General features: G+C 64.4%; 18 protein-coding genes. 15 read left to right on the top strand and 3 right to left on the bottom strand.

Going from position 1 to position 17,214, the window contains the following annotated elements:
- The first annotated feature begins 129 nt into the window (after window positions 1-129).
- Window positions 130-1,335: an EAL domain-containing response regulator gene (locus ACODSD_RS19045; RefSeq protein WP_107800152.1), complete on the top strand. Its 1,206-nt coding sequence runs from the start codon at window positions 130-132 to the stop codon at window positions 1,333-1,335.
- Between the two features lie 41 nt (window positions 1,336-1,376).
- On the opposite strand, the gene ACODSD_RS19040 is transcribed toward ACODSD_RS19045, so the two are convergent.
- Together ACODSD_RS19040 and ACODSD_RS19035 are read right to left on the bottom strand one after the other, a co-directional pair.
- The gene (locus ACODSD_RS19040) at window positions 1,377-2,576 is read right to left on the bottom strand and encodes an NnrS family protein (RefSeq protein ID WP_253314385.1); all 1,200 of its coding nucleotides are present in this window, start codon (window positions 2,574-2,576) and stop codon (window positions 1,377-1,379) included.
- Between the two features lie 98 nt (window positions 2,577-2,674).
- Window positions 2,675-4,003, bottom strand: a complete 1,329-nt coding sequence (locus ACODSD_RS19035; protein ID WP_486635401.1) for a methyl-accepting chemotaxis protein — start codon at window positions 4,001-4,003, stop codon at window positions 2,675-2,677.
- Window positions 4,004-4,276: 273 nt separating this feature from the next.
- Here ACODSD_RS19035 and ACODSD_RS19030 point away from each other — a divergent pair, with 273 nt between their 5' ends.
- Entirely contained in the window at window positions 4,277-4,981 is a 705-nt protein-coding gene (locus ACODSD_RS19030; RefSeq protein ID WP_488878046.1) for a glutathione S-transferase N-terminal domain-containing protein, read from the top strand.
- Window positions 4,982-5,192: 211 nt separating this feature from the next.
- Here ACODSD_RS19030 and flgA read toward each other — a convergent pair whose 3' ends face one another.
- Window positions 5,193-5,867, bottom strand: coding sequence for a flagellar basal body P-ring formation chaperone FlgA (gene flgA, locus ACODSD_RS19025; RefSeq protein ID WP_253314382.1), 675 nt, complete (start codon window positions 5,865-5,867; stop codon window positions 5,193-5,195).
- 177 nt (window positions 5,868-6,044) lie between these two features.
- Here flgA and flgB point away from each other — a divergent pair, with 177 nt between their 5' ends.
- The 13 genes from flgB (at window position 6,045) to ACODSD_RS18960 (ending at window position 17,016) form a co-directional block, all read left to right on the top strand.
- On the top strand, window positions 6,045-6,404 hold the full coding sequence (gene flgB / locus ACODSD_RS19020; protein WP_039755772.1) for a flagellar basal body rod protein FlgB: 360 nt from the start codon (window positions 6,045-6,047) through the stop codon (window positions 6,402-6,404).
- Window positions 6,405-6,407: 3 nt separating this feature from the next.
- The gene (flgC, locus tag ACODSD_RS19015) at window positions 6,408-6,833 is read left to right on the top strand and encodes a flagellar basal body rod protein FlgC (RefSeq protein ID WP_107800156.1); all 426 of its coding nucleotides are present in this window, start codon (window positions 6,408-6,410) and stop codon (window positions 6,831-6,833) included.
- Window positions 6,830-7,513: a flagellar hook capping FlgD N-terminal domain-containing protein gene (locus tag ACODSD_RS19010; protein WP_107800157.1), complete on the top strand. Its 684-nt coding sequence runs from the start codon at window positions 6,830-6,832 to the stop codon at window positions 7,511-7,513. The genes flgC and ACODSD_RS19010 overlap by 4 nt, the downstream gene beginning before the upstream one ends.
- 38 nt (window positions 7,514-7,551) lie before the next feature.
- Window positions 7,552-8,730 carry a flagellar hook protein FlgE gene (locus ACODSD_RS19005; RefSeq protein ID WP_227107813.1) on the top strand — a complete coding sequence of 393 codons (1,179 nt, stop codon included), beginning with the start codon at window positions 7,552-7,554 and terminating at the stop codon, window positions 8,728-8,730.
- Window positions 8,731-8,746: 16 nt separating this feature from the next.
- On the top strand, window positions 8,747-9,478 hold the full coding sequence (locus tag ACODSD_RS19000) for a flagellar basal body rod protein FlgF (RefSeq protein ID WP_048415605.1): 732 nt from the start codon (window positions 8,747-8,749) through the stop codon (window positions 9,476-9,478).
- A gap of 64 nt (window positions 9,479-9,542) precedes the next feature.
- Window positions 9,543-10,331: a flagellar basal-body rod protein FlgG gene (gene flgG, locus ACODSD_RS18995; RefSeq protein ID WP_082159140.1), complete on the top strand. Its 789-nt coding sequence runs from the start codon at window positions 9,543-9,545 to the stop codon at window positions 10,329-10,331.
- Entirely contained in the window at window positions 10,328-10,978 is a 651-nt protein-coding gene (gene flgH / locus ACODSD_RS18990; protein WP_227107816.1) for a flagellar basal body L-ring protein FlgH, read from the top strand. Before flgG ends, flgH begins: the two co-directional genes overlap by 4 nt.
- Window positions 10,979-11,097: 119 nt before the next feature.
- Window positions 11,098-12,198, top strand: a complete 1,101-nt coding sequence (locus ACODSD_RS18985; protein ID WP_019102956.1) for a flagellar basal body P-ring protein FlgI — start codon at window positions 11,098-11,100, stop codon at window positions 12,196-12,198.
- Complete coding sequence (locus ACODSD_RS18980) at window positions 12,198-12,644, top strand: flagellar biosynthesis protein FlgJ (protein ID WP_107800161.1); 447 nt, start codon at window positions 12,198-12,200, stop codon at window positions 12,642-12,644. Before ACODSD_RS18985 ends, ACODSD_RS18980 begins: the two co-directional genes overlap by 1 nt.
- An 8-nt stretch (window positions 12,645-12,652) precedes the next feature.
- Window positions 12,653-14,020: a flagellar hook-associated protein FlgK gene (flgK, locus tag ACODSD_RS18975; RefSeq protein WP_107800162.1), complete on the top strand. Its 1,368-nt coding sequence runs from the start codon at window positions 12,653-12,655 to the stop codon at window positions 14,018-14,020.
- Window positions 14,021-14,030: 10 nt separating this feature from the next.
- Window positions 14,031-14,939 carry a flagellar hook-associated protein FlgL gene (gene flgL / locus ACODSD_RS18970; protein WP_107732399.1) on the top strand — a complete coding sequence of 303 codons (909 nt, stop codon included), beginning with the start codon at window positions 14,031-14,033 and terminating at the stop codon, window positions 14,937-14,939.
- 11 nt (window positions 14,940-14,950) lie between these two features.
- A complete protein-coding gene (locus ACODSD_RS18965) occupies window positions 14,951-15,988 on the top strand; it encodes a hypothetical protein (RefSeq protein WP_227107817.1) in 1,038 nt (345 codons plus the stop codon).
- Window positions 15,989-16,110: 122 nt separating this feature from the next.
- Window positions 16,111-17,016 carry an ion channel gene (locus ACODSD_RS18960; RefSeq protein WP_488878045.1) on the top strand — a complete coding sequence of 302 codons (906 nt, stop codon included), beginning with the start codon at window positions 16,111-16,113 and terminating at the stop codon, window positions 17,014-17,016.
- The last annotated feature ends 198 nt before the right edge of the window (window positions 17,017-17,214 follow it).

Raw genomic sequence — 17,214 nt, 5'->3', positions numbered from 1 at the left:
TTTGATGCGATTTTGATAAGAGCGGAAAAACCATATCCGGAAATTCACCGGCAAATTCAGCATCTTCCTATTCCTTACACTTGGGCCGGCTAAGGAAAATAGCGCTCTGAAAGGAACAGAGAACATGCCATGGAACCGATAACCGCCAAACCCGGCCCGGCGCCGATGCGGGTTTTGATCGTGGACGATCACGATTTGCAGCGTTGCGCGCTGAGCCAGGCTTTGCGCCAAGTGGGTATCGACCGCATCGACGAGGCGCGCGACGGCGCCGACGCGCTCGAGCGTTTGCAGCGACATCGCTACGACTTGATGATCAGCGATCTCAATATGCCGGGGATGGACGGCATCCTGCTGTTGCGGCATCTGTCCGGCCTGCCGGCGGTGCCGCCCATCGTGTTCAACAGCTCGCTGTCCAAGGACATGCTGATGGGCGCTTACCGCGTGGCCGCGTTTCACAATCTGCCTGTGATAGGCAGCCTGAACACGCCCTTGTCCATGGAACAGCTATGCAAGCTATGGGAAACGGTGGCGCGCAGGCCGGCATGGGACGGCGCGTCTTCGGATTTCGACCGTCAGGAGCTGGAGCGGGCATTGCGGTGCGGCGAAATCCTGCCCTGGTATCAGCCGCAGGCCGATTCCGCCCGGCTGAGGGTGGCGGGGGTGGAGGCGCTGGCGCGCTGGCGTCACCCGGAGCGGGGTGTGCTGGAGCCCTCGGCGTTCTTGCCCGGTCTGGAGCATTACGGCCTGGACGAAGACTTGTTCTTCGTCATTTTCCGCGCGGCGGTGGAGGACTATCGCCGTTGGAGCGGACAAGTGGCGCTGTCCGGCCTGAGGGTCTCGATCAATCTCACCGCCAGCCAGTTCTGCAACCCGGATTTGCCGTCCAGCCTGGCCGAGGCGGCGGAGGAACTGGGCATGGCGCCGGCCCTGTTGACGCTGGAGCTGACCGAAACCCAGCGGCTGAAAAACATCTATCAGGCGCTGGAAAACGTGATACGGCTGCGCATGGCCGGTTTCCGCGTGTCCTTGGACGATGTGGGCTGCGGCTACAGCGGGCTGGAGTATCTGCGCGAACTGCCGGTGAGCGCGATCAAGATAGACCGCTCGCTGGTGGCCGGGGCCGCTGACGACAGCGTGGCGCGGGAGATTCTGGAATCCACCATCCGGCTGGCCAAGGACCGCAATATCCAGGTGGTGGCCGAAGGCATAGGCGAAGAGGCGGATTTGCAATTGATGCTGCGGCTGGGCGTGGACTATGTGCAGGGCTATCTGCTGGGCTGGCCGATGCCGGCCGAGGAAGTGCCCGATTATCTGCGCCGGCGCGGGCAGGCTTGAGCGCAGGGCTCAAGGCCGGCCCGCGGACCGTGAACAGGTTCTCAGCCCGGCTTGCCGTCCGCGCGCCGCCGCCAGTAGCTGGGCATGAAGGCGCGGCCCCAGGCCGCCAGCGTCAATAGCCAACCCAGGGCCGCCGCGCCGTACAACCAGCCGGACCAGACGCCGGGCAGCATTTCGGTGGCCACCCGGGTCAGCGCCAGCCAGTGCGCGGCCAGGTAGAGCCGCCACAAGCCGGGGCCGGCCTGCAGCGGCTGGCCGGAGTGGCCCAGCGTCACCCGCGACACGAAGGCGATCATCATGGTCAGGAAAAAGCCGACGGTGACCGCGTGCAGCGCCGCCAGCGCCAGGCGCGGCGAAGCCAGCCAGCCATTGAGCGCGTATAGCCCGAAGCCGACCGGCAGCCAGGCGAAAGCCAGGTGCAGCATGCCCAGCAGCCTGACCCGCAACGCCGCGACCAGCCGCCAGCGCCAGCTGACGTAAGCCAGCAGCGCGGCCATCGCCGCGTCCAGCGGCCAAGCGGGCAGGCCGAAGCCGTCCAGCAGGCCATGACCCAAGGAGCCGGCCAGCAGCGCGGCCAGCAGCCAGCCCGGCCGCCAGGGCTGGTACTCCGGCAGCGCGTTGGCGGAGAAGAAGGGCAGCATGCGATGGCAGACGGTCAGAAACACCGGCAGCAGAAAGCCCCACAAGGCCAGATTGCGCATCCACAGCCAGGCCTGGCCGTCCTGGAAGATCAGCCAGTAAGCGCCGGCCAGCAGCGCCAGCGCGCCGCAGAACAGCGCGGCCAGCACTGCGCAGGCGTGGCGGCGGTCCGCTTGCGGGCTGGCCAGCAGCAGGCAGGCGAAAGTCAGCGTGAGGCCGCTGAAGCCCAGCGTGTACAGCGCGTGGCCGATCAGCGTCCAGGAGATGCCCAGCCACAGCCCGGCCAGCCACAGCAGCAGCCCGCCCACCATCAGCGCCGGCACGCCGACGAAGATAAGACGGCCGGGCGGCTCCACGCCCAGCCAGCGCGGGCCGGCGGTGAACAGAAAGCCGGTCATGAACAGCGGGAAGAAGCCGAACAGCATCAGGAAGCCGTGGGCCAGCGAGGAGGGCACTGCCAGCGCGGCGTGGACGCCGAGCAGGCGGCTGGCCAACTCGGCGCTCCAGGCGGCCAGCAGCAGGATGGCGAACAGCATGCCGGGCAGAAAGGCGGCGCGATGCGGCGCCTGGGCCAGCATCGCCGCGGGGTGGGGGTGTTTCATCGCGGGCTCGGGATAAGGTGTGGGCGCCTCAGTATCGCCGCGTCCTGGCGGACGCGGACATGATTTGGATCAAGGCTTTCCGAGCCTGCCTTCCAGGCTCAGGCGCGCTGCTGCAGCAGCTCCGACACGTCGCGCACCACTTGCACCACCTCCTTGGCGCCGGCGCGGATCTCGGCGATGGAGTCGCGCGCCTGTTCGGACAGCTGCAAGCTGGTGTCGGCCAGGCCGCGCACCTGTTGCATGGAGGTGATGGCGGACTTGGAGTCCTCCTGGATGCTGCGCACGATGCCGGAGATCTCGCCGGTGGATTGGCTGGTGCGCTCGGCCAGCTTGCGCACCTCGTCCGCCACCACGGCGAAGCCGCGGCCCATCTCGCCGGCGCGCGCCGCCTCGATCGCCGCGTTCAAGGCCAGGAGATTGGTCTGGTCCGCAATCTCGCTGATGGTGCTGATGATGGTGCCGATCTGACCGGAGCTGTCGCCCAGCTTGGTGATGATGATGGAGGAGCTTTCCACGCTGGACGCCACCTTGGTGATTTCGCTGGCGGCCTGTTCCAGCACCGCGCTGCCCTTGACCGACAGTTGCTCGGTATTGACCGAGACTTCCACCGCGGACTGGGCGTTCTCCGCCTGGGCCTGCAATTGCTGCACCCGGCGGCTGATGTCCTGGGCGAACTTGACCACCCGCACCGGCTTGCCGTTGAGGTCGTAGACCGGGTTGTACGTGGCTTCCAGCCAGATGATCTGCCCGTTTTTGCTCAGGCGCTTGAACTGGCCCTGGAAAAACTTGCCCTGGCGCAGCTGGCGCCAGAACTCCGCGTAGTCCGGGCTGGCGGCGTAGTCGGCGTCGCAGAGCATGCGGTGATGCTTGCCGCGGATTTCGGCCAAGGTATAGCCGAAGGTGTTGAGGAAGTTTTCGTTGGCGTCCTGGATATTGCCGTCCAGATCAAACTCGATCTGGGCCATGGAGCGGCTGATCGCCAGGCGGATGGCCTGGTCGTTCTGTTCCTGATGCACTTGGTCGGAGATGTCGGACGCCACTTTGACCACGCCGCACACCTGGCCGTCGCTGGACAGCACCGGGGTGTAGCTGGCTTCCAGCCAGATTTCCTCGCCGTTCTTGGCGTAGCGGCTGAAGCGGCCGTTGACCGGCTCGCCGCGTTTCAGCTTTTGCCAGAACTCGGCGTAGGCGGGGCTGGAAACATGGTTTTTATCGCAGAAGATGCGGTGATGCTTGCCGATGACTTCTTCGCGCCGGTAGCCCATGGTGCGCAGGAAGTTTTCATTGACGTTGGTGACGATGCCGTCGGGAGTGAATTGTATCATCGCCATGGAACGGTCGATGGCGGACAGCATGCCGCGCAGGCCGTCCAGTTGGCCGGTCAGCTCGTTGAGCTGCTCCTTGAGTTTTCCGGAAAAAAAGGGCATGGCTGCCTCCATTGTAATTGCCATCCAGGAGTGCCATTGGAGCACGCCAACCTCATTTCAAACTAATACATTCCACATGATTTAGAAGGGAAATTTATTTTTGAATGAATTGCTTATTGGTGGGCGGCGTTGACCATAGGCACGGATTAACAGTGTATCCAGCTATTGCGTCAATAACATCTCGCCATTGACGAGCTGCTGATTTAAGACAAATGCAAAAGCCGGGCTTATCATGGGCGCGCAACCCACCCGTCCAAACTCAATGGAGCGCGTATGAGCGATTTATCCGCCTTTCCCATCACCCGCAAATGGCCTGCGAAATATCCGGAACGCATCCAGCTGTATTCGCTGACCACGCCCAACGGGGTCAAGGCGTCCATCATGCTGGAAGAAACCGGCCTGCCGTATGAAGCGCACCTGGTCAGCTTCGACAGCAACGATCAGCTATCGCCGGAATTCCTGTCGCTGAACCCCAATAACAAGATTCCCGCCATTCTCGATCCGGCCGGCCCGGGCGGCAAGCCGCTGGCCTTGTTCGAATCCGGCGCCATCCTGCTGTATCTGGCGGAGAAGAGCGGCCAATTGCTGCCCGCCGATCCCGCCGCGCGCTACGAGGCCATACAGTGGCTGATGTTCCAGATGGGCGGCATCGGCCCGATGTTCGGCCAGGTGGGTTTCTTCCACAAGTTCGCCGGCAAGGACTACGAGGACAAACGTCCGCGCGATCGTTATGTGAACGAATCGCGCCGCCTGCTGGCGGTGCTGGAGCAAAGACTGACTGGCCGCCAATGGGTGATGGGGGACGAGTACGGCATCGCCGACATCGCCATCTTCCCCTGGGTGCGCAATCTGATCGGTTTTTACGAGGCCGGCGAGCTGGTGTCGATTGCGGACTGCCCGCAGGTGACGCGCGCCTTGGACGCCTTCCTGGCGCGACCGGCGGTGCAGCGCGGGCTGACGATTCCGGCGAGATCGTAAACCGCTTGTTCCAGGCGGCCTTGCCCGCGCAAGCAAAAGCCCCCAAACGGGGGCTTTTCATTTGCTTAGAGCCTGTTCAAAGTCTCGAGAGCTAGGGCGAGACAAGGCGAAAACCGCTGAGAAAGCGGAATGTACACGTGGTGCATGAGCATTTCGAAGCTGTACTCGCCGTGTCACATTTCACGACGCGCAGCAGACCTTGAACAGATTCTTAGTCCACCGGATTGACCTCGCCCGGCAGGCTGGCGCGGGCGCGTATCACCTTGCCGGTGGCGCTGTTGCGCACGCGGATGATTTCGCCCTGGCGGCCGTTGCCCAGCGCCTCGCCGGCGGCGACCACCTCGATGCCGCTGTTGCGCGCCACGATGCGCACCTCCTCGCCGCGCTTGACCAGCAGGCTGGCTTCCAGCGCCTTGAGCCGCAGCGGCTGGCCCTGGCGCAGCGCGGTGCGGTTGCTCAGGCCTTCCAGCTTGGTCTTGGCGCCCACCATGTCGGCCGGGTCCAGCACCGGGCGTTCCTGCCATTCGATGTCGCCGGCGTCCAGCAGGCTGCGCGCTGGAATGTCGCGCGCCGCCACCGCCACGCGGGCGCTGATTTCGGCGCGGACGATGAATTCAGCGTCCCAGCCGGCGGCGTCGCAGCGGGCTTGCAGCCGCATGCGGCTGGGGGAGCGCTCGTCCAGCGCGGCGACGCGCACCGGCTCCGGGCAGGGCGGGGCGTTGAAGCCGCGCGGCGGCAAGGCCTTGAGGTTGACGCGGGCCGCCGCCAGGCCGGCTTTTTCCAGTTTTTGCAGCAGCAGAGAACGCGCGGTCTGTTCCACCGCGGCGGCGGCCGGATAGGGGGCCGCCAGCGCCGGAACGCAGGGCAGAATGAGCAGCGCAGCCAATAGCGGCGCGGTTTGATGCCGAGAGGATGTGAAAATTCCCATTACAGATGACTTGGTAATTATCCCGTATACGTGAGGGGGTGCGGTTATTAGTATCGCTTTTCAATCGACCGGCCATTTAATGTGAATTAGATAGCCGATGTTTAAATATGGTAGAGAACCGCATGGGTCTAGGCAATGGGTTTGCACCTTGATAAAGCATTGAGCGTCCACCCGGCTGCCTTGCAGTTGAGGGCGGAGCGCACCCGTATTCTGGCGTCCAACATCGCCAACGAGAACACGCCCGGTTATCAGGCGCGGGACATCGATTTCAAAACGGCTTTGGCCGCTTCGGCGGACGACGCCGCGTTTCCGCTGGATTCGCCGTCCGGCGAATTGCAATACCGGTTGCCCAATCACCCGGCGCGCGACGGCAACACCGTGGAGCTGGGTGTGGAGCAGGCCGAGTTCGCGCAGAACGTTTCCGAATTCCAGACCAGCCTCGCCTTCCTGAACATGAAGTTCCGCGGGCTGGCCAAAGTGATAGCAGGTCAGTAAGCCATGTCCTTTCGCGATATTTCCCGCATTGCCGGCTCCGCCATGACGGCGCAGACGGTGCGTCTCAATACCGTGGCCAGCAATCTGGCCAACGCCGACACCGCCGCCGGCAGCGAACAGGCGGCCTACCGCTCCCGCAAGCCGGTGTTCGCCACCCAATACCGGGGCGGCGACGGCTTCGACGGCTGGCGCGGCGCCAGCGTGGGCGTGCTGGACGTGGTGCAGAACCAGGAGCCGGTGCGCAAGGCGCACGAGCCGGGCAATCCGCTGGCCGACGCCGAGGGCAATGTTTTCTATTCCAATGTGAACGCGGTGGAGGAGATGACCGACATGCTGTCGGCCTCGCGCGCGTTCCAGACCAATGTGGAAGTGCTGGCCCGGGTCAAGGGCATGCAGCAGGACCTGCTGAAACTGGGAGACAACGCATGAGCGTGAACGCCGCGCAAAACGGGCAGCAGAGCCCGTCCGCCGCCTCCAACGGCGCCAATCCGGCGGTGGCGCCGGCCGCCGGACAAAACCCGGGCATGGACGATATGTTCATGAAGCTGCTGCTGGCTCAGATCCAGAACCAGAACCCGCTGGACCCCACCGACGCCTCGCAGTTCGTCAGCCAGCTGGCGCAGATGAGCCAGATGAAGAGCTCCGCCGACATGCTCAAGCAGTTGCAGGGCAACGCTTTGATGCTGCGCGAGCTGCAGGGCGTGTCGCTGGGTTCGCAAGTGGGACGCCAAGTGCTGGTGCAGGCCGACCAGGCGCATCTGAGCGGCAAGGACCCCTTGTCCGGCCGCGTGACCCTGTCCGGTGAAGAGCAGCAGGTGTCCCTGGTGCTGACCGACTCCGGCGGCCAGCAAACCGTGATCGACCTGGGCAAGCGCCCGGCCGGCGAGTTCGATTTCAACGTGGACCCGAGCAAGCACGGCCTGGTGGAAGGCGATTACAAGCTGGAAGTGCGCACCGCGTCCAAATCCAAGGCCGGGCTGGAAATGCAGGCCACCGTATCCGGCGTGCGCCTGCCCATCAACGGCGGCGAGCCTACGCTGACGCTGGCCGGCCTGGGCGAATTCCCCGCTTCCGCCATTACCCGCCTGCTGGGCAAGACCCAGGCCTGAAGCGCCGATTCAAGACACCTACGAACTTTGGAGCGACCATGAGTTTCGACATTGCTTTGTCCGGCATTAACGCCGTCAACAACCAACTGGGCAATATCAGTAACAACATCGCCAACACCGGCACTTACGGCTTCAAGTCCAGCCGCACCAGTTTTTCCGCCGCCTACGCCGGCGCGCAGCCGATGGGGGTGGAAGTGGTCGGCCACAGTCAGAACATGGCGCGCAACGGCAATACCGTGCGCACCGGTCGTCCGCTGGACGCCGCCATCGACGGCCGCGGCTTCTTCGTCAGCCGCGATCTGAACGGCGGCATGGCCTATTCGCGCGTCGGCATCTTCAATGCGGACAAGGACGGCTACCTGGTGGACGGCTTCAACCGCCGCGTGCAAGGCTACGGCAAGGCGGACGGCAATGCGCTGGGCGCCTTCGGCGACATCAAGATCCCCAACGGCAACATCCCGGCCAAGGCCAGCGACAAGCTGCAATACGTCGGCAATATGTCGGCGGGCTGGAGCGTGCAGACCGTGCCGTTCGACAAGGCGCAGAACACCTTCAACAGCTCGGCGGTGTCCACGGTTTACGATTCCCTGGGCAATAAGCTCAACCTGACCCAGTACTTCTGCAAGACCGGTCCCAGCACCGTCACCGTGCACTACACGCTGGACGGCGTCGACCTGCCCACCACCGCCACCCTGAATTTCGACACCGACGGCAAGCTGACCAGCCCCACCGCGCCGGTGGCGCTGAACCTGGGCACCCCCGCCGGCGCGTCCCCGCTGGCGGTGAAACTGGACTACACCGGCACCACTCAGTTCGCCGGCGAAAGCAGCCAGACCCTGAACGCCAGCAACGGTTACCCGTCCGGCTCGATGACCGGCACCAGCCTGAACGACAACGGCGACGTGGTGGCGGCCTACAGCAACGGCCAGAAGCAAGTGGTGGGCACCTTGGCCATCGCCAATTTCCCCAATGAATCCGCGCTGCAAGCCACCTCGCAGACCAGCTGGGTGGAAACCGCCGGCTCCGGCACCGCGGTCTACTCGCGTCCGGGCGCCGGCCTGTCCGGCAATCTGCTGGCCTTCACCCTGGAACAGTCCAATGTGGACATGACCTCCGAACTGGTGGACCTGATGACCGCGCAGCGTAATTACCAGGCCAACACCAAGGTGATTTCCACCGAGAACCAGACCATCCAGGCGTTGATGCAGGCGGTCTAAGGCGGGGCAAGGATAAATGGACGCACTGATCTACACCGCGATGAGCGGCGCCGACCGCATGCTCAAGGCGCAGCAGATTCACGCCAACAACATCGCCAACGCCGAAACCGGCGGCTTTCGCGCCGACATCGGCGTCAGCACCAGCCAGACCGTGCCCGGCTACGGCTACGACGCGCGCCACCTGAGCCAGAACGGCGCCAACGCGGTGGACGTGCGCAGCGGCGCGGTGGTGGAAACTGGCCGCGACCTGGACGTGGCGGTGAAGGGCGAGGGCTTTTTCGCGGTGCAGGGGCCGGACGGCAACGAGGCCTATACCCGGGCCGGCGCCATGGTGGCGGACGTGGACGGCAAGTTGAGCGTCAACGGCCATCCGGTGCTGGGCGACGGCGGCCAGATCACCTTGCCGCCGGACTACGTCAAGCTGCACATCGGCAGCGATGGCGTGATCTCGGTGCTGGCCGCCGGCGAAAGCGAAATGCAGCCGATAGACAAGCTCAAGCTGGTCAAGCCGCTGCCGCAGGACATCGCCAAGGACCCCAACGGCCTGGTGATCAGCCGTCAGGGCGGCGTGCTGGCCGCCGACGACACCGTCAAGGTGCAGGGCGAGCATCTGGAGCGCAGCAATGTGTCGGCGGTGGAGGAAATGGTGGCCACCATGACGCTGAACCGCAACTTTGAAATGCAGATGCGCTTGTTCAACTCCGCCAGCGACATGGTGGAGGCGGGCAACCGCCTGGTGCGCGCCTGATCCGGCCTTCCAATAACAGCGCCGCGGCCAAGGCCGACGGCGCAAACCATCGGGGAATCGAAACATGAATCCAGCAATGTGGGTGAGCAAGACCGGCATCCAGGCGCAGGACGCGCGCCTGACCGCCATCGCCAACAACCTCGCCAACGTCAACACCGTCGGCTTCAAGCGCGACCGCATGGTGTTCGAAGACCTGTTCTACCAAGTGGACCGCCAGCCGGGCGGCAAGACCGACCAGGACAACACCGCGCCGCTGGGCGTGCAGCTGGGCAACGGCACCCGCTTGGTGGGCACCCAGAAAGTGTTCACCTCGGGCACGCTGACCACCACCAATCAGTCCTTGGATCTGGCCATTGTCGGCCAGGGCTTTTTGCAAGTGAAAATGAGCAATGGCGAAACCGGCTACACCCGCGCCGGCCAGCTGCAGCGCAACGACCAGGGCGCCATCGTCACCCCGCAGGGCCTGCCGCTGGAGCCGTCCATTACCATTCCGGCCGACGCCTCCTCGGTGACCATCAGCGAAACCGGCACCGTCAGCTACACCCGCGGCAGCGGCAGCACGCTGGAAACCGCCGGTCAGATCGAACTGGCCAGCTTCGTCAACCCGGCCGGCCTGCTGGCGCTGGGCGACAATCTGTTCCAGAAAACCGCCGCCAGCGGCGATGCCACCACCGACGCGCCGGGCTCCGGCTCTCTGGGCAAGCTCAAGCAGGGCGCGCTGGAGGGCTCCAACGTCCAGGTGGTGGAGGAAATGGTGGACATGATCGCCGCGCAGCGCACTTACGAGATGAACACCAAGGTGCTGAGCGCCGCCGACAATATGATGCAGTACCTGGCGCAGTCGGCCCGATGAAGCTGCTGGCCCTGGGCGCGCTGGCGCTGCTGCTGGCCGGCTGCGCGCAGCCGATTCCGCCGCAGACCACGCAGGAATTCGCCTTGCCGGAATTGCTGCAGCAGCCGCAGCGCGGCAAGGGCGGCGGCGTGTTCACCGTCGCCGGCGCGCAATCGCTGACTTCGGACAGCCGCGCCTTCCGCCCCGGCGACGTGCTGACCGTGGTGCTGGAAGAAACCACTCAGGCCAGCAAGAAGGCCGGCACCAGCTTCGGCAAGAAATCCGGCGCCAACATCGCGCCGTCCTTGTTGGGCAACACCACCTTCCGCGCGCAAGTGGGCGTGGACGCGGGCCGGGACTTCAACGGCTCCTCCACCTCCACCCAGCAGAACATGCTGTCCGGCGCGCTGACCGTGGTGGTGCACAAGGTGCTGGGCAACGGCCTGCTGGAAGTGAAGGGCGAAAAACAGCTGGTGCTGAACCAGGGCGAGGAATTCCTGCGCCTGGCCGGCTATGTGCGGGTGGAAGACATCGACACCGACAACCGCGTGTCCTCGCTGCGCATCGCCAACGCCCGCATCGGCTACTCCGGCCGCGGGGCCTTGTCGGACGCCAACGAACCCGGCTGGCTGATGAAGTTCTTCGCCAGCCCGCTGATGCCGTTCTGAGCGGCGGGGCGGCGGGGAGTCCGGGCGGGACAACAGGCGGGCGCTGACGGGCGTCCGCCGTTCGCGTATGCGGCCCTTGGGGCGGGCATGCGCAATCACAGAATCATTCAGGGCGGATCATGCACGGTTTTATCAAGCAAATAACGGGATGGACACTGCTGCTGGCGGCGACGCTGGCGACGGCGCAGCCCTTGCGCAATCTGGTGACGGTGGAGGGCATCCGCGAAAACCAGTTGATCGGCTACGGCATCGTGGTGGGCCTGGACGGCACCGGCGACAACTCCCAGGTGAAATTCTCCGGCCAGTCGGTGGCCAATATGCTCAAGCAGTTCGGCCTGAAAATGCCGGAACGCACCGACACCAAGGTCAAGAACGTGGCGGCGGTGATGGTCAGCGCCAGCTTGCCGCCCGGTTACGGCCGCGGCCAGACCATAGACGTCACGGTGTCCTCGCTGGGCGACGCCAAGAGCCTGCGCGGCGGCACCTTGTTGCTGACCCAGCTGAAGGCGGCCAACGGCGAAATCTACGCGCTGGCCCAGGGCAATGTGGTGGTGGGCGGCGTGTCCGCCCAGGGCAAGAGCGGTTCCAGCGTCACAGTCAACACGCCCACCTCCGGCCGCGTGCCCAACGGCGCGTCCATCGAACGCGAAATTCCCAGCGATTTCGAAGAGGGCGACAGCGTGCGTCTCAGCCTGCGCCGGCCCAATTTCGAAACCGCCACCAATATCGTCAAGGCCATCAACGCCAGCTTCGGCCGCGTGGCCAGCACCCGCAACGCCACCACCATCCAGGTGCGCGCGCCGTTGGACCCCACCGAGCGCGTCGCCTTCGTTGCGCGGCTGGAGCGGGTCAATGTCGGCGTGGGCAGCGAAGTGCCGCGCGTGGTGTTCAACTCGCGCACCGGCACCGTGGTGATCAGCCAGGGCGTCACCGTGCGCCCGGCGGCGGTGTCCCATGGCAGCCTGCGCGTGGTGATCTCGGAAAACCCGAGCGTCAGCCAGCCCGGGCCGTTCAGCAACGGCCAGACCACGACCGTCCCCAATTCCACCGTCAACGTGGACCAGGGTTCCGGCCGCATGTTCCAGTGGCCGGCCGGCGCCAGCCTGCGCGCCATCATCGACACCGTGAACAGCACCGGCGCCACGCCGGACGACATCATGGCGATATTGCAGGCGCTGGATCAGGCCGGCGCGATCGACGGCGAACTGGTGGTGATCTGATGGAAAGCAAACAGATACAAGCCGCGCTGGCGATGCCGGCCGACGCCAAGGACGAGCCGGCGGTGCAGCCGGCCTCGCCGGAGTACCGCCGCAAGGCCGGCGCCGCGGCGGAGCAGTTCGAAGCCCAGTTCGTCCGCGAGATGTTCAAGCAGATCCGCAAGACCACGCGCGAAATCGCCGGCGAGGACAGCATCTTCGCCAACTCCATCAACGGCGACATGATGGATTTCGCCGACGGCGCGGTGGCGGACCAACTGGCCAAGCAGCGGGTGTTCGGCGTGGCCAACGCCATCCTGCGCCAGCTGCTGCCGGAAGAGGGTGGCAATATTCACCTTAAGAACGGCGGCGCGCCGGTCGCAAGCGATAAACAGAACCCCGGCTCGCTGCCGGACGCGCAGGGTCTGGCCGCTTTCGCGCCGCCGCTGCTGCCGCTGAATAAAAGGTAAGAACCGCCATGCGCATGATAGACAACGCGCTGACCGGCGCCGTCGCCTCCCAGGCCGCGCTGAACGCCGTCAGCCAGAACATCGCCAACCAGATGACCCCGGGCTACTCGCGCCAGGGCGTGGTGCTGACCGCGCTGATGCCCGGCAGCGGCGACCCGTACAGCTCCGGTTCCGGCGTGGTGGTCAACGCGGTGCGCCGCTTCAACGACGACTTCAAAAACCTGCAGCTGTGGCAGGCGGCGTCCAGCCAGGGCGAACTGGTGGCGCAGAATCCCTACTTCGGCCAGTTGGAGCAAGTGATGGGCCGCGACGGCAGCAGCCTGTCCGCCGGTTTCGATCAGTTCTTCCAGGCGCTCAGCGCCGCCAGCCTGTCCGGCGACGCGATGCGCGATCCGGTGATCCGCAGCGCCGAAGCGCTGGCGCAGCGCTTCAACAACCTGGACAAGGTGTTCGGCTCCCAACTGAGCGCCATCGCCGAGCAGCGCTCCGCCACCGTCACCCAGATCAACAGCTCGGTGTCCAATATCGCCGACCTCAACGCCAAGATCTCGGCCGGCAAGGCAATCGGAACCAATACCTCCGGCCTGGAAGACGAGCGCGACCGTCAGATCGATTCGCTGTCCGCCCTGGTGGAAGTGCGCGTGGTGTCGCAGCCGGACGGCAGCAAGAACGTCAGCCTCAAGACCGGCCTGCCGCTGGTGGCGGACACCCAGGCGGCCACGCTGAGCAATACCAGCCAGCCGGACGGCAGCCAGGTGCTGACGCTGAACTTCTCCAAGGACAAATACACCCTGGCCGGCGACGGTCTGGGCGGCCAGCTGGGCGGGCTCAATCAATACGAAATCCAGACCGTGCGCCCGATGCGCGCGCAGGTGAAAACCCTGGCCAGCGAAATGGCGAAGCGCGTCAACGACCAATTGGCGCTGGGCTACGACAGCAACGGCCAGCCGGGCAAGCCGCTATTCGTCTACGACGCCTCCGGCGTCAACGGCATCCTGAAAACCAGCGGCATCACCTCCGCCGAGCTGGGCTTCTCCGGCGATCCGGCCAAGCCCGGCGACAATAGCAATCTGCTGGCGGTGATCGGCCTGCAGCAGCAGAAAATCACCATGCCCGGCGTCGGCGCCGTCACCATAGGCGACGCCTACTCGCAAATGGTGGGCAAGCTGGCGGTCAGCAGCAAGCAGAACAAATCCGGCTTGGAAAGCGCCAAGGTGATTCGCGCCGAAGCGGAAAAGAGCTGGCACAACACAAGCGGCGTCAATCGCGACGAAGAAGCGATGGACCTGCTGGAGTTCCAGAAAATGTACCAGGCCAATATGAAGGTGATCAGCGTGGCGAACCAGCTGTTCGAAAGCACCTTGTCCATCTTGTAAGGAAGACAGCATGCGCGTTTCCAGCAATCAATACCTGTCCACCATGCAATTGGCGATGCAGACCAGCAACTCCGCGCTGGCCGAGCTGCTGCAACGCATGTCCAGCGGCGACCGGCTGCTGGCGCCGTCGGACGACCCCATCGCCAGCGTGCGCCTGTTGCGCTTGCAGCGCGAAGAAGCCGCGCTGGACCAGTACCAGCAAAACATCGGCGCGCTCAGCTCCGCCTTGTCCAAGAACGAATCCATCCTGGACAGCATCAGCCTGGACATTCGCGACGCCAAGGACCTGCTGACCGCGGCCGCCAACAACCCGCCGGTGGACGATCTCAAGGCGATGGCGACGCCGCTGCGCAGCCTGCGCGAAAGCCTGTTCTACTCGGCCAACACCAAGGACGCCGAAGGCCGCTACATGTTCTCCGGCTCCAAGCCGGCGGTGGCCGCCCTCGCTTACGACGCCGCCCAGCCGGCGGGCAGCCGCTACAGCTTCACCGGCAATACCGACAAGCAGCAAGTGGTGGTGGGCGACGGCATTACCCAAGCGTCCAACGTCACCCTGGAAAACATGGCCGACATCCTCAATCAGCTGGACAAAACCATAGGCCGGCTGGAAGACCCGGCGCTGGACAATAAGGATCCGACCGTCGCCGCCGACATCCGCAGCGCGATGAACGCCAGCGACAAGGCGCTGGAAGGCATCTCCAGCAAGATCGCCCAACTGGGCGGCACGCAGAACATCATGAAAACGCTGGCCCTCAATCACGACAACGTCAGCCTTTCCAATAAGCAGACCATGACCAAATTGGGCAGCCTGGACTACGCCGACGCCTTCATTCAGATGAACGGCTACACCATGGCGCTGCAGGCCAGCCAAAAAGCGTACGGCCGCGTCAGTCAGCTGTCCCTGTTTGACGTGATTTGATCGAGCGCGGCATGAACACCCCGATTTCCTCCGTCAACGTCAAACAAAGCGGCAAGCGCTGGGGCAAGGACGCCGGCGCGGTCGCCGCCGCCAGCGTGATCGAGCGCGCGCCGGCGCCGCAGGCGCAGCCGGCCGCGCAAGTGCGCGGCGCGCCGGCCTCGGGCTGGCGCTACAGCGCCCAACTCAACGAGCAACTGACCTCGGCGCAGCAGGCCCTGTCCTTCGTCGACGGTTTGCTGGGTCAACTGGAAGGCGTCAAATCCGGACTCAGTCGCGAACTGACCCAGCGCCAGTTGAATCAGGGCGATTTGCAGCGCCAGCTCGAGCAATTCAATGAGCAGTGGCGCAAGCGCCAGACCGCCAGCGGCGGCAGCCTGGACGGCCAGCTGCGCTTCCATCTGGCCGCCGACGCGCGCCAGGGCTTCACCGTCAAAGGCCTGGATCTGGCCGCCCTGTCCGGCGGCCAGGCGGAAACCCTGGTGTTCTCCACCGGGGAATCCGGCGCGGCGCCGGCGTCGGTGCAAGTGGGCGGAGCGTCCGAAGAAGAGGACCTCCTGCGCCGCTTCAATCGCGGTCTCGCCGCCAGCGGCGTGCGCGCGGAAATGAATGAAGACGGACAACTGGCGTTCAGCGTGCCGGAATCGCAATGGGGCGCGCTCAGCGAGCGCATGACCGTGCGCGGCGGCGGCATTCGTTTTCCCGGCGGCATTCCGCAGCGGCTCAAGCTGCAGCCGGAGGCCGAAGCGTTTCAGCCCGAGCGCTGGAAAGTGGGCGACCACGCCCAGGTGCGCCAGGCGCTGCAAAGCGTGGTGCGCTCCATCGGCCAACTGCAGCAAACCCGCGCGGCGATCAATAGCGCGATCGCCGAGGCGCAGCACTCCATCGAACAGCTGTCGCATATGAACGAACAAAGCTGGGCCAGCCAGTTCGTGTCCGATTTCAACGCGCGTCTGAATCAGCCTGACGGCTATCGCAACTTCTATGAGTTGGTGCCGGCCCTGATCGGCGTCAGCCGTTACCGGGTGGTGTCGCTGTTGTCGCTGGGCTAGAAACGGCTCCAGCGGCAACGTTGGAGGGTGACCAGGGCGTCGATGGCCTTCGGGTTTATTGACGCCGGTTCGCGATCTTCACACAATCAGCCATTCCCACCTCAAGGACGGGCTGGCCATTCATGACTTCCCCCGATAACAAGCCGGCTCGGCGCGTAGAAGTAGGGGGCCGCAGCGTCTACCTTCACAGCGTCCCTCGCCACTCGCTGCAAGACCTCTACCATTTCTGCATGACCATCAGCTGGCCGCGCTTCTATCTATTCATCGCCGCCGCCTTCATCGCGCTGAATCTATTGTTCGCCGGGCTCTACCAGGCGCGGGCCGGCGGCATCGCCAACCAGTATCCGCCGGGTTTCCTCGGCGCCTTCTTCTTCAGCGTGGAAACGCTGGCCACCGTCGGCTACGGCGATATGCATCCGCAAAGCCTGTACGCCCATTGGGTCTCGATGCTGGAAATCTTCATCGGCATGATGAGCATCGCGCTGATCACCGGCGTCACCTTCGCCCGCTTTTCGCGGCCCAGGGCGCGCATCGTGTTTACCCATAGTCCGGTGGTGCGCTTGCTGGACGGCAAGCCCGCGTTGATGCTGCGCGCGGCCAATGCCAGAAATAATGTGATCATCGACGCCAGCGCCCGCTTGCGGCTGCTGCAGCATGAGGTCAGCGCCGAGGGCGTGAGTTTCCGCAAACTTCACGATTTGGAACTGGTGCGCGACCAGCATCCTATGTTCGTGCTCGGCTGGACGCTGGTGCACAAGCTGGAGGAGGGGAGTCCCTTATATGGTCGCGACGCCGAATCGTTGGCGGCTGCGCGCGCGCAACTGATTCTGTCCATCAACGGCATCGATGAAACCACTATTCAGCCCATGGTGGCGCGTCACACCTTTTCGCACCAGGACATTCGCTGGAATCACGCTTTTGCCGACCTGATCTATACCGACGCGGAAGAAAACGACCATATCGACTATCGGCGATTGCAGGAAGTCAGCCCGCTGCCAAGGGATTCCGGCCGGCGCGAAGAGGGCTGAGCGCCAGCGCTCGTCAGTGCTTTCATTGCAATTCAATGACTTAATGCAATAGGGCGCTTTTTTGTGTCGAAAGGTGTTGACGGGTTTAGGGGTCTGACGTATAGTTCGCCTCCTCAGCAGACAACGCAGCGACGGAAACGAAACGCAGCGATCTGCACCGATCTTTAACAGAACGAATAACCGATAGGTGTAAGTGCT

Source organism: Chromobacterium sp. FG22 (assembly GCF_057809415.1).
Note: the sequence above shows the minus strand (reverse complement) of the source record. Positions and strands in the feature narration are given on the sequence as shown.

Bases quoted from the DNA above. Each gene is read 5' to 3' on its own strand.
- ACODSD_RS19045 (WP_107800152.1), top strand. From the start codon at position 130: ATGGAACCGATAACCGCCAAACCCGGCCCGGCGCCGATGCGGGTTTTG.
- ACODSD_RS19040 (WP_253314385.1), bottom strand. From the start codon at position 2,576: ATGAAACACCCCCACCCCGCGGCGATGCTGGCCCAGGCGCCGCATCGC.
- ACODSD_RS19035 (WP_486635401.1), bottom strand. From the start codon at position 4,003: ATGCCCTTTTTTTCCGGAAAACTCAAGGAGCAGCTCAACGAGCTGACC.
- ACODSD_RS19030 (WP_488878046.1), top strand. From the start codon at position 4,277: ATGAGCGATTTATCCGCCTTTCCCATCACCCGCAAATGGCCTGCGAAA.
- flgB (WP_039755772.1), top strand. From the start codon at position 6,045: ATGGGTTTGCACCTTGATAAAGCATTGAGCGTCCACCCGGCTGCCTTG.
- flgC (WP_107800156.1), top strand. From the start codon at position 6,408: ATGTCCTTTCGCGATATTTCCCGCATTGCCGGCTCCGCCATGACGGCG.
- ACODSD_RS19010 (WP_107800157.1), top strand. From the start codon at position 6,830: ATGAGCGTGAACGCCGCGCAAAACGGGCAGCAGAGCCCGTCCGCCGCC.
- ACODSD_RS19005 (WP_227107813.1), top strand. From the start codon at position 7,552: ATGAGTTTCGACATTGCTTTGTCCGGCATTAACGCCGTCAACAACCAA.
- ACODSD_RS19000 (WP_048415605.1), top strand. From the start codon at position 8,747: ATGGACGCACTGATCTACACCGCGATGAGCGGCGCCGACCGCATGCTC.
- flgG (WP_082159140.1), top strand. From the start codon at position 9,543: ATGAATCCAGCAATGTGGGTGAGCAAGACCGGCATCCAGGCGCAGGAC.
- flgH (WP_227107816.1), top strand. From the start codon at position 10,328: ATGAAGCTGCTGGCCCTGGGCGCGCTGGCGCTGCTGCTGGCCGGCTGC.
- ACODSD_RS18985 (WP_019102956.1), top strand. From the start codon at position 11,098: ATGCACGGTTTTATCAAGCAAATAACGGGATGGACACTGCTGCTGGCG.
- ACODSD_RS18980 (WP_107800161.1), top strand. From the start codon at position 12,198: ATGGAAAGCAAACAGATACAAGCCGCGCTGGCGATGCCGGCCGACGCC.
- flgK (WP_107800162.1), top strand. From the start codon at position 12,653: ATGCGCATGATAGACAACGCGCTGACCGGCGCCGTCGCCTCCCAGGCC.
- flgL (WP_107732399.1), top strand. From the start codon at position 14,031: ATGCGCGTTTCCAGCAATCAATACCTGTCCACCATGCAATTGGCGATG.
- ACODSD_RS18965 (WP_227107817.1), top strand. From the start codon at position 14,951: ATGAACACCCCGATTTCCTCCGTCAACGTCAAACAAAGCGGCAAGCGC.
- ACODSD_RS18960 (WP_488878045.1), top strand. From the start codon at position 16,111: ATGACTTCCCCCGATAACAAGCCGGCTCGGCGCGTAGAAGTAGGGGGC.